This is a genomic window from Vibrio gazogenes, from assembly GCF_023920225.1.
Taxonomy (GTDB): domain Bacteria; phylum Pseudomonadota; class Gammaproteobacteria; order Enterobacterales; family Vibrionaceae; genus Vibrio; species Vibrio gazogenes.
On record NZ_CP092587.1, the window covers coordinates 1,472,577 to 1,485,395 of the forward strand.

Genomic DNA, 12,819 nt, shown 5'->3' on the forward strand with positions numbered 1-12,819 from the left:
CATCATCCAAAGGGACCAATCATTGGGTGGTGGACTGAGTCGGGTTTGGTCCTACCGTTACCTAGGCTACGGCCAGCCCGGAGGCTGCCCAATCAGTCCACCATAATTTTCAGGCGGCACTGATAGTCGCATAAAAACAGTTCGGAGAGAACCGTGTTTATGCACCTAAGTATTAGAAAACGGGGGACCAATCCCGTTCCGGAATGTTCCGGTACAGGGTTAGATTAATGAACGTCGGGTGTTGGAACAATAGACGCAAGTATGGAAAAAGTATGAGGTTCTTCGAGTCAGTTCACTTTTCTGCTGGAATGCCTGGCGCTCATTCTCCCATTCGTTTGTTTTGACGGATTAGATAACCCCTCTCGCTACGATATCAGCACTCACACATCAATCAGAAGATATGTGACTGGATGAAAATTGGTTTCTTAACCATTGATGTGCCGGGTCATGGTTTGAGCGCTCATGCCAAAGCATAACGAGTTCAAATGTCGGTAAATCAATCGGTGCAGCAATGACTCTCAGTTCGGGATCATTGGTGACTAGCCTTGAAGGAACCAACGCGACTAAATCTGATTGCTTTAATGCGCTGATGAGAGACTGAAAATTCGGCAACGAAAGTACCACATTTCTTCGCTGTCCCTGTTGCTTGAGAATCTCGTCGGTCACTCCCATAAAACCCCCACCATTGGGTGAAACAATCGCGTGAGAGAGTTGGCAGAAACAAGGCAAATCAAGTGTTTCTTGCAACATCGGGTGATTGCGTCTTCCGGTTAAAACATACGTTTCTTTCAGCACTGTCCGACTTTTCAGGGTGCCCAATGCATCTTCCCGCAAGTGAAAAGCAAGATCGATTTCACCACGTTCTAACTGTTGCGGCAGTCGTTCCGGAATCATATGACGGATCGATAAACGGCAATGCGATGACATCCCTAAAATACGGTTCATCATCGGCTGAATCGCGACTTGCTCTGCGTAGTCGGCAGCCGCTAATTTCCACGTTTTGTCGAATTGTTCGGGATGAAAGGTTAACGAGTGATTCAGTGCCGTTTCTATGGCAGATAACGCCTCTCGAAGCGGGAGCCGCATCTCTTCTGCAAATACGGTTGGCCGCATTCCTCTTGAGCTTGGAATGAGCAATTGATCGTTAAATAGCATTCTTAATTTACTTAAATGAACGCTGACAGATGGCTGTGATAAATTGAGTCGCTCAGCCGCACGAGTCACATTATGCTCTGCTAAAAGCACATCTAATGTTCGGAGTAAATTTAGATCGAGATTATTGAAATTAACCATTTTAATAACAGGTATTATAGAAATTAATTTTAACTATAACATGTTTCTTTCTAAGATGAATCTCCCACTTATCTAAGGAAGTTATTCGATGAACATATTGATTGTTTATGCACACCCCGAGCCCCAGTCACTGAATCATGCGTTAAAAGTTCAAATGATTGATCACTTACGTGCCGCCGGCCATTCAGTGCAAGTGTCAGACTTATATGAGATGGACTGGAAAGCTGTCCTTGATCGACACGATATGATGTCCAAAGACCCATCTGAACCATTTGACCCGTCACTTGATTCGAAACATGCCTATGAAAGTGGCACCCAATCGATTGATATTGCCAAGGAACAAGAAAAATCATTATGGGCTGACCATGTCATATTTCAGTTTCCGTTATGGTGGTTCTCCATGCCGGCGATCATGAAAGGCTGGTTTGAACGTGTCTATGCGTATGGCTTTGCTTATGGATATGGCGAGCATTCTGACACGCATTGGGGCGATCGCTACGGAGAAGGGCGCTTCTCTGGCAAGCGAGCCATGTTGGTCGTGACTGCCGGCGGTTGGGAGCCTCACTACAGTGCTCGGGGAGTCAACGGACCGATTGATGACATTTTGTTTCCGATTCATCACGGCATGTTATTTTATCCCGGTTTTCAAGTCTTACCCCCTTATGTGATGTATCGGGTCGGGAAAATGGATGAGGCTCGCTTTCAACAAACCTGTACGGAGTTATTTGCACGTTTGGATAGCTTAGAAACAACCGATCCGATTCCTTACTTCACTCAAAATGGCGGTGCCTATGATATCCCGTCCTTAACGTTGAAATCAGATATTAATCCACAATTGAGCGGATTCTCTGCCCATATGGATGAGCGTTAACTGGCCGCATTTTTTGTCTGTCGCGATACCTTTGGTTTTTTGGACTGTCATTTAAGACAAATCCCGAATCAATTCGCTTCATGATACGGCAGTCATGTGTGGTGTTCTGGTTGTTGAAATAGGACGCAGTTCTTGTTTTGGGTGGGGTGGCCGGAATGTTAGCTTCAGGCCGCCCCAACCACGAAAGGTCAACAGCCCCTAATCAATCAGACGGTGGTTGTCATCAAAGAACGGGTAAGGCCCGTCAACTGCATCGATATAACTGATATGGCTGCAAATGCCGCCGGGCTCCAGACGAAAGAGCTGAATCGCTCTTGGCTCCAGCGAGAAACAAGCCGGTGCCTGAGGATTCAAATCAAGCGTCACGGCATGACTATGTGACGGGCCGACCCAAACGGGGATCCGATGCCACGTTGCCACAATCGGGCGATGAACATGGCCGACGACAATGCCGGCAACATGCGGGTGAGACTGCAATACAGCATAGAGTTGATCGCTGTTTTGCAGATTTTGCACATCCATATGTTGTAAGCCAACCATCATCGGTGGGTGGTGCATCAAGAGTAACGCCGGATGTGGCGCGACTGCCGCGAGTTGTTCATCAAGCCATTGGAGCGATGTTTGACTCAGCATGCCATACGGTTGACCGGGGACAGATGTATCTAGCCCAATCAGTTGATAGCCGCCGAGCGGTTCACTGAAGTTACAATACTCAGGCGTGTCAAACGCGAGCCAACCCTGCAACGCATCACGCAAGTGTGTTCTGTTGTCATGGTTGCCGGGAATCACCCGGACCGATGGTTTCAGGCGTTTGAGTTCGGCAACCAGCAATTGATACTCGCTAGGGTGGCCGAAATCTGCCAAGTCACCGGTGATGACCACTCGGTCCGGCATGGGGTTGAGCTGGTTGATATGTTCGATAGCGCGACGCAGGCAGCCTAAGGTATCAACCTTTTGGTATGCCAGCTTTCCTGACTGTTTAATGTGTAAATCGGTTAACTGTGCGATTAACATTCACGATCTCCCAGAAAAACCAATCGCTGTGGCGCAATGGATAAATAAACGGGTTGGTCTGGCTGATAGTGACGTCGGGCAAAACAGTCGATCAACAATGGTTCATCAAGGCTGGCGATTTTCACCTGTACACGGGTCCGGTCACCCAAAAATGTACTGGTTTGAACTTCACCGAGGAGTGTCTCTTCGGTAGCTTCATCAAGGATTTGAATATCTTCCGGGCGGACCATCGCGGTGGCGGGGCGACCCTCATGGAGCTGAGCGCAATGTTGCTCGCTCAAACGTAATTGTTGCGCCTGTCCCAGAACGAATACATCGTGTTCACGTTTGCCGTAAAAACAGTTGATCTGACCGATAAAATCAGCCACAAAATGATTATTGGGCGTCAGATAAATCTCTTCCGCACTGCCGATTTGCGCAATTTCACCATGCTCAAGAACCGCAATCCGATCCCCCATCACCATCGCTTCTTCCTGATCATGGGTGACATAAATCGCTGTGATACCTAACCGTTTGAGCATCTGATGGATTTCACCGCGCAGTCGCTGCTTAAGGCGGGCATCTAAGGCTGACAGGGGCTCATCAAGTAATAACACTTCCGGTTGGGTAATAATCGCCCGGGCCAGCGCGACGCGTTGACGTTGCCCGCCGGAGAGTTGGTGGATAGCACGATCTGCATAGGGTTCAAGATCGAACATTGTCAGCATTTCCGCGACCTTGGCGTGTCGTTGTGCTTTGCTTTCGCCGCGCACCCGCAAACCATAGCCAATGTTTTCCCGGACATTCATATTCGGGAACAGTGCATAAGACTGAAACACCATCCCGACTTGGCGATGCTCGATGGGTTGATGTGTGACGTCACGCTCACCAAAATGGATCGTGCCGCCCTGATCGGCAAACTCTAGCCCGGCAATCAGGCGCAGGGTGGTGGTTTTGCCACAGCCGGAAGGGCCGAGCAGGACTAAAATCTCACCGGGTTCGACGTGTAAATCAAGAGGTTTGAGTGCCAATGTGCCATCAGCAAAGGTCTTCTGAACCTGATTCAGAGTAATTGCAACACTGGATTTCGCTATATTCATATGGATATCACTTTCATGCAGCATCGGTTAACGACGCTGAGTTTTTCGGTTAAACAGTTGGGCCAGAATCAGCAGCGGCAGGATCAGGCACAAAAAGATCAGGGTGTAGGCCGAGCTCACTTCAAGACGCATCGACGCATAAGCATCCGCCAACCCGACCGGCAGCGTTTTGGTGAGGGGCGTGTGCAGCATCCAGGTGAGATTAAATTCACCGACGGAGAGGGTCAGTGTCATCAGCACGCCACTGATGATGCCGGTCATACAATTTGGCACGATAATATGCATAAACCGCTGTGAGAAGCGGGCTCCCAGACTGGCTGCGCCTTCTTCCAACACGTGAAAGTTGATGCTGGTGAGAATCGCCAATACCGCTTTGACCATGAATGGCAAGGTAAAAATGACATGTCCGACTAAGATGAACAGCCAACTGGAGCGGAAGTTGTGAAAGCCGCCGTAAATCGAAATCAGCCCCAGCGCAATCGCCATGCCCGGTATGGCAATCGGTAATGTCAGGCATTCTTCGAACCACAGCGCAAAACGATTGCGGTAGCGGGCGAGATAGTAAGCACACGGTACACCGACGATCACGTTAATACAGGTGGTGGCTAACGCAATTTGTAATGTCAGCCAGACCGTATCGGCATACATCGACCAGACTTGTTCAACCCAACGCAACGTGAGCCCGCTTTTCAGGCCGACGAAATAGTTCTCGGTTAAACCCGCCATGACGGACATCACCACGGGGATAATCAAAAATGCGCACACCAACATGGTAAAGATCAGTTGTGCGTAGAAATAACGATTTTTGTCCATATGTCAGCCTCCCATGTTCAGGGATGTCGCCCCTTTCATCCGCGCCAGAGCGAGACACAGCCATGTCACCGCACCCAATATCAGACTTAATGCCGCCGCCATGGCGAAATTGGCATTCAAGGTAAACTCCGTATAAATGGTCATCGGCAGCACGTTGATGTCGGTTGCCAGTGAAAAGGCGGTGCCGAACGCGCCCATCGACGTTGCAAAACAGATTGAGCCGGAAGAAATCAGGCCGGGTGTTAAAGCAGGCAGGGTAATATCCCGCAGGATTTGCCAGCGACCGGCACCCAGTGAGCGTCCCGCTTCAACCAGATGGTGATCGAGTTTTTCGGCCGCACCCATGACGGTCAGCACCACACGCGGAATCGAGAAATAGAGATAGCCGAGAAACAGCCCTGCCATCGTATATGCAAATACCCAACGTTCGCCAACCAGTGCGAGACTCGTCTGAGCGATAATCCCTTGTCGGCCTGCCAGCATAATGACGAAAAAGCCAATCACGACCCCCGGAAAGGCCAGCGGAAAACTCAGCATGGCAATCAGGAGTGATTTCCCGCGAAACTGGTAGCGGGTTAAAAACAGCCCCGATATCGTCGCAATCACCAAACTGACTAAGGTCACAATGGCTGACAGGACAATTGTCGAGAGCAGGCTGCGATAGTACGTCGGTTGGGTAAAAATCGACCAGTAGGGCAGCCCCGTACCATCTGCCAGCGATAGCCAAACGAGCTTTCCGACGGGCAAAAGAAAAAAAGCCAGACTGATAATCAATGCCGGGAGCAGTAACATCAGCCGTGAAAAATCGTGCTTCATCATAAAATGAAGGGTGGTGTTGCCACCACCCAGCCTGTGATTATTTAACTTCATTCAGATAACGTTGTGCAAAGGCGTTCTGTGCCTGTGACATCTTGGCAAAATCGACTGCTTGTGCCCGTTGATAGTCCGCATCCGGCAGGAATTTCGCGCGAGTTGCGGCGCTCATTGCCGAAGGGATAACCGGACGAAGATAGGCATCGGCCCACAACCGTTGCCCTGCATCAGAGAGCACGAAGTCGAGCACTTTGCGACCATTCTCAGGGTGAGGTGAGTTTTTCACTTTACTCATGACGTAAGGCACAACAATGGTCCCTTCTTTCGGGATCACAAACTCAACCGGGGCCTTATCGTTATATTTGGCACGATAGGCGTTAAAGTCATAGTCAAGCAGAATCGGGATCTCGCCTGAAACCACGCGCGCGTAAGAGGTTTGTTTGGGTACAATCGGGTGGTTTTTACGCAGGGCTTGGAAATAGTGAATGGCCGGGGTGAAGTCATCCATATTGCCGCCCATGGCTTGGTTGATCGCCACGGCACTGGCATAACCGACAAACGCGCTGGTTGGGTCTAAATAACCGATCATCCCCCGGTATTCCGGTTTGAGTAAATCTTGCCATGACTGAGGCACCGGTGCGCCATCGAGGGCGGCTTTATTGACAAAAAAGCCCAAGGTGCCGGAATGAATCGCAAACCAGTAGCCTTGCGGATCTTTCAACCCTGCCGGAATTTTGTCCCAATTGTGTGGTTTATACGGTTCGACAACCCCTTTCTGAGCCGCGTGAATGCCAAAAGAGACACCGTAGTAGACTACATCTGCAACCGGGTTATCTTTTTCTGCAACGAGCTGAGACAAAGACTGTCCTGAGTTTTTGTTATCAATGGGGATATTGATACCTAATTTATCTTTAATTTGTTGTAACTGGCCACCCCAGTTAGCCCATTCCGGCGGACAGTTATAACAAATGGCATCGGCTGCTTGCGCACTACCGGTAATCAAGCCGGTTGCCATGAGTGCCAAAGTAGCAATATGTTTTAATTTCATAACAATCATCCTATTGATTGAATTGATTCAAAGTGAGGTTTAACCGGCGCAACGGTCCCTGTGAGGCTGAGCTCATAGGGCAGTTCTCGTTGGCGTGGTAAAGCGGTGTGGTGTTTCGAATTTAAAAGTAAATCAACGGCAAGATGTCCCATTTGTAGGTGGGGGACTTTCACCGTTGCCAAAGCGGGGTAGGTGATTTGTCCGAGTGACATGCCATCGAACCCGACCACGGAGGTCTCTTCCGGAACGCGTATCCCGGTGTGGCGCAGGTGACGGATGAGTTTCAGCGCAATAAGGTCATTGCTGCAAAACCAAGCACTCGGGGTGTTATTGAGCGAGGGATTATTGAACAAGGGAGTATTTGACGGAGCATTGTTTAGCGAGGCGTTGTTTGATGAATCATGGTTTAACGGATCAAGCGACTGTTCAAGGTCGGTGAACGGAGCGTCTGCCATTGGATCAATTTCCAGTAACGTCAGCAATCGGGCCTGTCTATCCTGAGCAATGCGAGCTTTGAAGCCTTCATAACGCAACTGCGCCCGGTCAGAACGATTGAACTGGCCTGCGACCATTCCGAGTTTCTGATGGCCGATCTTGAGCAAGTGATCTGCGACATCCCAGCCTGCTTGATAATTATTGACGTATACCGTGGCATCATCAGCCGTGAATTGGTTGTGAACTAAACTCAGCGGGAAGTTGAATTCTTTCAGTAGCGACAAGGCTTGATTGTTGTCGATGCTGGCGACGGTCAGAATAACACCGCTGACGCGTTGGCGAATAAAATCGACCACGGCTTGGTGTTCACGTGCTTGTTGATATTCGGTGTCGATAATAATGGTCGAGTAGCCAAAGTGACGGGCTCTTGCTTGAATCCCTGCGACGATCTCAGCGAATACCGGATTGAGTAAACTGGGGATCAGGACACCGATGGTCGGATTGTGGTTGAGTGCGACGCGAGTCGATTTCTGTTTCGGATGATAGCCGGTTAAGTGCACGACTTTCTCAATCCGCTCGCGCGTCTGATGACATATCAGCCCATTGCCATTGAAGTAACGCGATATGGTTGCTGGAGATACATTGGCAAGTGCTGCAATATCTTTAATGTTCATCGTTTTCCCTCCCAAGTACCGCAGCAAGGTTAGGAATCACAGGTGACGTATTTATGACAGAAAAACCGGTCAATGCATTATTTTGGTGGCGTGTTTTTATCTTTTCGCGGCATTTTTTCTGAAGATAGCGGATGAAACATTCTCGTTTCATTCACAAGTTGTGACAGATACAGAAAGTTATTACTGAGTTAAATATTATTTATAAATGTGATTTAAATCACGCTTTGTAAGGGTGAGGGAAGTGTTGGTTGTTGGGGGAATGATCCGCGTGCCCAACCTGACAGTCCCGCGATGGGTGACTGTCAGATCGATGTTGCGTCGGACATAGAATGAGCACCTTCAGCAATCGTTACCTAAAACAAAGAAGAGACTGGATTAGGATGATGACCCTTGTTGCGCTTTTTTGTTGTGCGGCGCTTTAGCCGGTGCGGTTAAACTTTCAGTTGTTTTGGCTTCCTGAAAATCGACGACTTGTTGCTCCGGAGCCGGTTTGGTGACGCCATTGAAGCGTCCGCCTTGTTCAATGCTGATATCGTCGGTATAGAGTGTGCCATCGACACGACCTTTACTTAAGATTTCAATGCGAGTGGCATAGCAGGTGCCGTTGAAACAACCGTTAACGATAATGTGCTCGGCATAAATTTCACCACTTGCAGAGCCCGATTCACTGATGATGAGCGTTTTATCCGTCTGGATCTGGCCTTCAATCTTGCCATCAACCTGCATATTGCTTTCTACTCTGAACTGGCCATTAATGGTGCAACCTTCAGCGATGAGAGTTGTAACTGAGCACTGACTCTTTGCTCGACGTTGTTTATCAAAGATTCCCATCTTACTCCTCCAACTTTTGTAAATATCGTATCAAAATTATTAATTCCCCAGTTCACAAAGGGTTTGGGATTTAACGAGCGGCCAACAAAACGAATTTCATAATGGAGGTGTGGCCCGGTACTCAATCCAGAATTGCCCACGTAACCAATGAGATCACCCTTGTTGACGAACTCACCCATTTTGACAGCAAATTTATTCATATGAGAATAAGAGCTGGAAAATCCGAATGAATGTCTCAATCTTAGATAATTTCCGGATCCTTTAACCAGGCTAGGGCGCACAACTTCGACCACGCCGTCGGCTGGCGCATAAATCTTGGTGCCTTTTGGCGCTGAAAAATCCTGACCGCGATGGAATTCACTTTTTCCGGTCACCGGATTAATCCGACGCCCATAACCGGAAGACATTCTGGCATTGGGAACCGGATAGCCGTTCGGGATCTGATTCAACAGCACCATACGGACAGAGGAAGTGATCGCTGCGGTATCCAAGCGGGATTCAATGGTGGCGTCGTCGGAGTCACTGACACCGAGAACTTTTTCCAAATCACCCAGACGATCCGAGACCGTCTGCATCTTTTCTTCACGATCAAGTAGCTCACTCTGTAAACCGATCTTTAGTTTTTTGAGTGAGGCGACATCTTCTGAAAGTGACATTGACTGATTTTCCAGCTCTTTTTGCTTTGATTTAGCAAAATCCACTTCGTTCATCAGGTAATAAATGATACCAGCAGTACTAATAATCGCTGCCATCAGGATATAACCCGCACTTTTAATAAATTTCTGATACCAACGGCCGACATAAAAATGATGTGTTCCGTTGATAGAAGATACTGATATAACGAGGTTTTCTTTCATACATCATCAGCATTTGCAAATACAATGTCAGGATTCTATCAGTTTTCTGTCAATGATTGAATTTTCATCAGTGATCTTGAGTGGAAAACAGCAATATTTTGTGCTTTTCGAGTAAATGGCACGCCTAGGCACCGATATGTATATGTCCTGTCGGTGCGGGTCTTATTCAAAAATAGTTGTTGAGGGGATTTCAGTGCGCTAGCTGGTGGCCACAGGTTGGATGAGATTGTTTGTAATCTGAATATCATGATCATACTGAATTTAATCTGACAATTGCCCAAAAAATAAGTGCTTATTCGGGCATTGAGATGAGTATGTTAACTGATCATCGTCGACCATAAATCTTGTAATTCTTGCTCATCAAATGCATTAACATTGTCTAACTCTTGTGAAAAGAAAGTCTTGGAGTGCGGGTTGTTGGGATGCCATCTGGTGTAAGACACCATATCGGGATGATATATTGCGAGTGTTTTTTTCTTCAACCCAGTTGCGATATGTACAGTTGCTGTATCGACAGACACGATAATATTACTCATATCAATATGTGTTGCCACATCATCGATTGAAGCACATTGTTCATCACAGAAAACATTATCGTTAAATTTTTGGCAGATACGCTTGACTAAATCAGAAGTGAGCGGTGAAGAGGATAGAAATACAGAGTATCCATTGTGTGCAAATATTGGAATAATTCTACAGATTGTTTCTTCATTCATACTCTTTGATTTATTACTGCCAAATGGATTGAAAAATACCACTTTTCTATTTTTGAATTGTGGTTCCATTCTCTCTCGGCAATGAGGTGACAGCGGGATAATATAAGAACTGTCATATTTCGTAATATTAAATGATGATAATAAGCTATTGAATCTTTCAACATAGTGACCATCATTCTTGAGACGAAGGTTATACATTTTTACATCAGGCAATATCCCTGCATTTGATTCAGCCGATATCATTCTCAAAAGAAATAGATCTTTCATTTTTACGATGTCTTGTGCATTGATAGCAATGTCGACTTTCCCTAACTCTTTGGTTAGTTTGAATATTTCAAAGTATGATGGGCGTTTTTTTAATGAATAGACTTTATCAACAAATTCCATTTTCTGATAAAAGTCATAGGTATTCTTTGAAGAAATGACTTTGATGACTGAGTTTGGAATATTTTCTTTGATGGCTTTCATTGCAAATGATGATATGACCGAGTCACCATATTTAGAGTCACTTCGAATAAATAAAAAGTTTTCAACATGATTACGATTGAAATCTTTTTTACGAATGTCAAAAATTATTTTTCCTAGCCAGAACCTAAAGTCATCTCTAAATAACTGGAACTTTGATATCAAGCCTTTACTCATTAAATATCACCATCATACAGTTTAAATTATCTTTGCTTCAAGTTTGTTCTATATCATTATTTAAATATACAACATATAGCAAGCAGATATATGTTGGTGAAGCAAGCTTCCATTTCCTACGTATATAACGCTGTAATTTTACGCAAAACACATAGCAAAATATCTCCTGATCATATCAGAATGGTCAGTTGATAGTGAAGCTATTTATGTGTCAATCTTCGGACAACGCTGTGTGATCCTGATTAGGGAAGTTTTACTCTCAGGTATCAGACTTGCGTCGCGTCATCACATTCAATCTGGCAGTCTCATGATGTATTGAATCTCTTGCCGATTGTTCGGGCATTTGGGGTAATTTTGGCCGTCAACCGATAGTCTGTATAATGGATTGGTTGAAAAAACAATTCATTAGCAACAAATCGTATGAGAAACTATCGACTTCGGCATTGTTCGATTAAGATGACGGACAATTTATTGATACATACATTGAAGGATTAATCGATGGGGCGGAATAAAATTCCTCGTGTTATTTGTGGCAAACCTGCAGATAGTTGTTTCAAACCGAACGGTATTCCGATGGGCCAACTTGAGCATCTTGATTTAGCTGCCGATGAATTTGAAGCACTGCGCTTGGTTGATTTACAAGGGATGCATCAGCAGGATGCGGCAGTTGCAATGGGAGTCTCCCGGCAAACGCTGGCAAATTTGGTCAAGGCTGCCCGTTTCAAAGTCGCGGACTGTTTAGTCAATGGTAAAGCATTGATGATGAGTCATTAAATAATCTTTCTTTCTATTTTCTGACCGCCTGCTTTTCTGACAGACAACCTGGCATGCAACATCAACAGTATGTCCGGTTATTTGTATCCGTGATGAACTTGTTTCTCTGATTTCTCGATACATCGCTCAAATCTTCCTGTCACACCATCTTGTGGTGTTATTCGACATTTTCTGAAAATTTATAATTTGCATATGCCAAAAAATAGGACTATAAATAGCATATGCCAATTAATTGAGGTGCAAATCCTCACTCTGTCGATGACAGGACAGCACTGGTGAGCACCGTTTTTATTTCGATCAAACGCTTATTTCGACCAAGCTAATTTTGTCGGTTGGGTTTGATCAACACTCAGTACAGGAGTTATTTCTGATGATTATTGCTATCCCGATGAAAGAAGACCGAATTGCCAACCATTTTACCAAAGCTGACCATTTTCTTTTTATGAATGAGTCTGGTGAGGTAGTGGGACAGAAACCCAATCCTGCGCAACATGCTGGTTGTTCAGGGAAGTCAGCATTACTTGCATTACTCCAGAGCGAGCAGGTTGAACGAGTGATTGTTCGTCATATAGGTCAGCGGATGCTGGGGCGGTTACTTGAAAACCAGTTGACTGTGTTTCAAACGCATACGGGGCGCCAGACTTTGCAGCACATTGTCCAGACCGGGGGGGAACTGGTTCCGCTCACCGATGCAGAGCAGGGGCGTCAGTCCGTGAACTATCAAACGAAGCAACAACAAGGCGGCTGTTGCGGGCATCATCAGCATGGACATCATGACCATGTTCATGCCCACGGTCAGGGACATCGTTGTTGTGAGACAGGTGAGCAGCATCGTGGGTGTGGTGCCCATGAAAACGGTGAACATCATCAACATCGATCTGGCAAAGGGCGTTGTTGTCACCATTGAATAGGTTGTCACCCCTGAAAAAGCATAATAATGAGAGCCATGTGGCTCTCAT

At 46.4% G+C, this 12,819-nt stretch carries 13 protein-coding genes; 3 read left to right on the forward strand and 10 right to left on the reverse strand.

Going from position 1 to position 12,819, the window contains the following annotated elements:
- Window positions 1-387: 387 nt before the first annotated feature.
- Complete coding sequence (locus MKS89_RS06650) at window positions 388-1,293, reverse strand: LysR family transcriptional regulator (RefSeq protein WP_072957071.1); 906 nt, start codon at window positions 1,291-1,293, stop codon at window positions 388-390.
- Window positions 1,294-1,381: 88 nt separating this feature from the next.
- On the opposite strand from MKS89_RS06650, the gene MKS89_RS06655 reads away from it, so the two are divergent.
- Complete coding sequence (locus MKS89_RS06655) at window positions 1,382-2,164, forward strand: NAD(P)H-dependent oxidoreductase (protein ID WP_072957073.1); 783 nt, start codon at window positions 1,382-1,384, stop codon at window positions 2,162-2,164.
- A 198-nt stretch (window positions 2,165-2,362) separates the two neighbouring features.
- On the opposite strand, the gene MKS89_RS06660 is transcribed toward MKS89_RS06655, so the two are convergent.
- The 9 genes from MKS89_RS06660 to MKS89_RS06700 all read right to left on the reverse strand — a co-directional run bounded on the left by MKS89_RS06660 (window position 2,363) and on the right by MKS89_RS06700 (window position 11,086).
- A complete protein-coding gene (locus MKS89_RS06660; RefSeq protein ID WP_072957075.1) occupies window positions 2,363-3,178 on the reverse strand; it encodes a phosphodiesterase in 816 nt (271 codons plus the stop codon).
- Window positions 3,172-4,257, reverse strand: coding sequence for an ABC transporter ATP-binding protein (locus MKS89_RS06665; RefSeq protein ID WP_072957078.1), 1,086 nt, complete (start codon window positions 4,255-4,257; stop codon window positions 3,172-3,174). Before MKS89_RS06665 ends, MKS89_RS06660 begins: the two co-directional genes overlap by 7 nt.
- A gap of 27 nt (window positions 4,258-4,284) precedes the next feature.
- Complete coding sequence (locus tag MKS89_RS06670; RefSeq protein WP_021018683.1) at window positions 4,285-5,070, reverse strand: ABC transporter permease; 786 nt, start codon at window positions 5,068-5,070, stop codon at window positions 4,285-4,287.
- 3 nt (window positions 5,071-5,073) lie between these two features.
- Window positions 5,074-5,886 (reverse strand): ABC transporter permease, encoded by an 813-nt coding sequence (locus MKS89_RS06675; protein WP_077316294.1) that lies wholly within the window; start codon window positions 5,884-5,886, stop codon window positions 5,074-5,076.
- Window positions 5,887-5,926: 40 nt separating this feature from the next.
- Window positions 5,927-6,931 (reverse strand): ABC transporter substrate-binding protein, encoded by a 1,005-nt coding sequence (locus MKS89_RS06680; RefSeq protein ID WP_072957081.1) that lies wholly within the window; start codon window positions 6,929-6,931, stop codon window positions 5,927-5,929.
- A gap of 5 nt (window positions 6,932-6,936) precedes the next feature.
- Complete coding sequence (locus MKS89_RS06685; RefSeq protein ID WP_072957084.1) at window positions 6,937-8,040, reverse strand: substrate-binding domain-containing protein; 1,104 nt, start codon at window positions 8,038-8,040, stop codon at window positions 6,937-6,939.
- 375 nt (window positions 8,041-8,415) lie between these two features.
- Window positions 8,416-8,766 carry a bactofilin family protein gene (locus MKS89_RS06690; RefSeq protein WP_235862482.1) on the reverse strand — a complete coding sequence of 117 codons (351 nt, stop codon included), beginning with the start codon at window positions 8,764-8,766 and terminating at the stop codon, window positions 8,416-8,418.
- Between the two features lie 8 nt (window positions 8,767-8,774).
- Complete coding sequence (locus MKS89_RS06695) at window positions 8,775-9,728, reverse strand: M23 family metallopeptidase (protein WP_072957090.1); 954 nt, start codon at window positions 9,726-9,728, stop codon at window positions 8,775-8,777.
- A 317-nt stretch (window positions 9,729-10,045) separates the two neighbouring features.
- Window positions 10,046-11,086, reverse strand: coding sequence for a glycosyltransferase family 9 protein (locus MKS89_RS06700; RefSeq protein WP_072957092.1), 1,041 nt, complete (start codon window positions 11,084-11,086; stop codon window positions 10,046-10,048).
- Between the two features lie 498 nt (window positions 11,087-11,584).
- Between MKS89_RS06700 and MKS89_RS06705 the strand changes: the two genes are divergently transcribed.
- Together MKS89_RS06705 and MKS89_RS06710 are read left to right on the forward strand one after the other, a co-directional pair.
- Window positions 11,585-11,860 (forward strand): DUF134 domain-containing protein, encoded by a 276-nt coding sequence (locus MKS89_RS06705; protein WP_072957095.1) that lies wholly within the window; start codon window positions 11,585-11,587, stop codon window positions 11,858-11,860.
- Between the two features lie 370 nt (window positions 11,861-12,230).
- Window positions 12,231-12,767, forward strand: a complete 537-nt coding sequence (locus MKS89_RS06710; RefSeq protein ID WP_072957098.1) for a NifB/NifX family molybdenum-iron cluster-binding protein — start codon at window positions 12,231-12,233, stop codon at window positions 12,765-12,767.
- Window positions 12,768-12,819: the final 52 nt, after the last annotated feature.

Bases quoted from the DNA above. Each gene is read 5' to 3' on its own strand.
- MKS89_RS06650 (WP_072957071.1), bottom strand. From the start codon at position 1,293: ATGGTTAATTTCAATAATCTCGATCTAAATTTACTCCGAACATTAGAT.
- MKS89_RS06655 (WP_072957073.1), top strand. From the start codon at position 1,382: ATGAACATATTGATTGTTTATGCACACCCCGAGCCCCAGTCACTGAAT.
- MKS89_RS06660 (WP_072957075.1), bottom strand. From the start codon at position 3,178: ATGTTAATCGCACAGTTAACCGATTTACACATTAAACAGTCAGGAAAG.
- MKS89_RS06665 (WP_072957078.1), bottom strand. From the start codon at position 4,257: ATGAATATAGCGAAATCCAGTGTTGCAATTACTCTGAATCAGGTTCAG.
- MKS89_RS06670 (WP_021018683.1), bottom strand. From the start codon at position 5,070: ATGGACAAAAATCGTTATTTCTACGCACAACTGATCTTTACCATGTTG.
- MKS89_RS06675 (WP_077316294.1), bottom strand. From the start codon at position 5,886: ATGAAGCACGATTTTTCACGGCTGATGTTACTGCTCCCGGCATTGATT.
- MKS89_RS06680 (WP_072957081.1), bottom strand. From the start codon at position 6,931: ATGAAATTAAAACATATTGCTACTTTGGCACTCATGGCAACCGGCTTG.
- MKS89_RS06685 (WP_072957084.1), bottom strand. From the start codon at position 8,040: ATGAACATTAAAGATATTGCAGCACTTGCCAATGTATCTCCAGCAACC.
- MKS89_RS06690 (WP_235862482.1), bottom strand. From the start codon at position 8,766: ATGCAGGTTGATGGCAAGATTGAAGGCCAGATCCAGACGGATAAAACG.
- MKS89_RS06695 (WP_072957090.1), bottom strand. From the start codon at position 9,728: ATGAAAGAAAACCTCGTTATATCAGTATCTTCTATCAACGGAACACAT.
- MKS89_RS06700 (WP_072957092.1), bottom strand. From the start codon at position 11,086: ATGAGTAAAGGCTTGATATCAAAGTTCCAGTTATTTAGAGATGACTTT.
- MKS89_RS06705 (WP_072957095.1), top strand. From the start codon at position 11,585: ATGGGGCGGAATAAAATTCCTCGTGTTATTTGTGGCAAACCTGCAGAT.
- MKS89_RS06710 (WP_072957098.1), top strand. From the start codon at position 12,231: ATGATTATTGCTATCCCGATGAAAGAAGACCGAATTGCCAACCATTTT.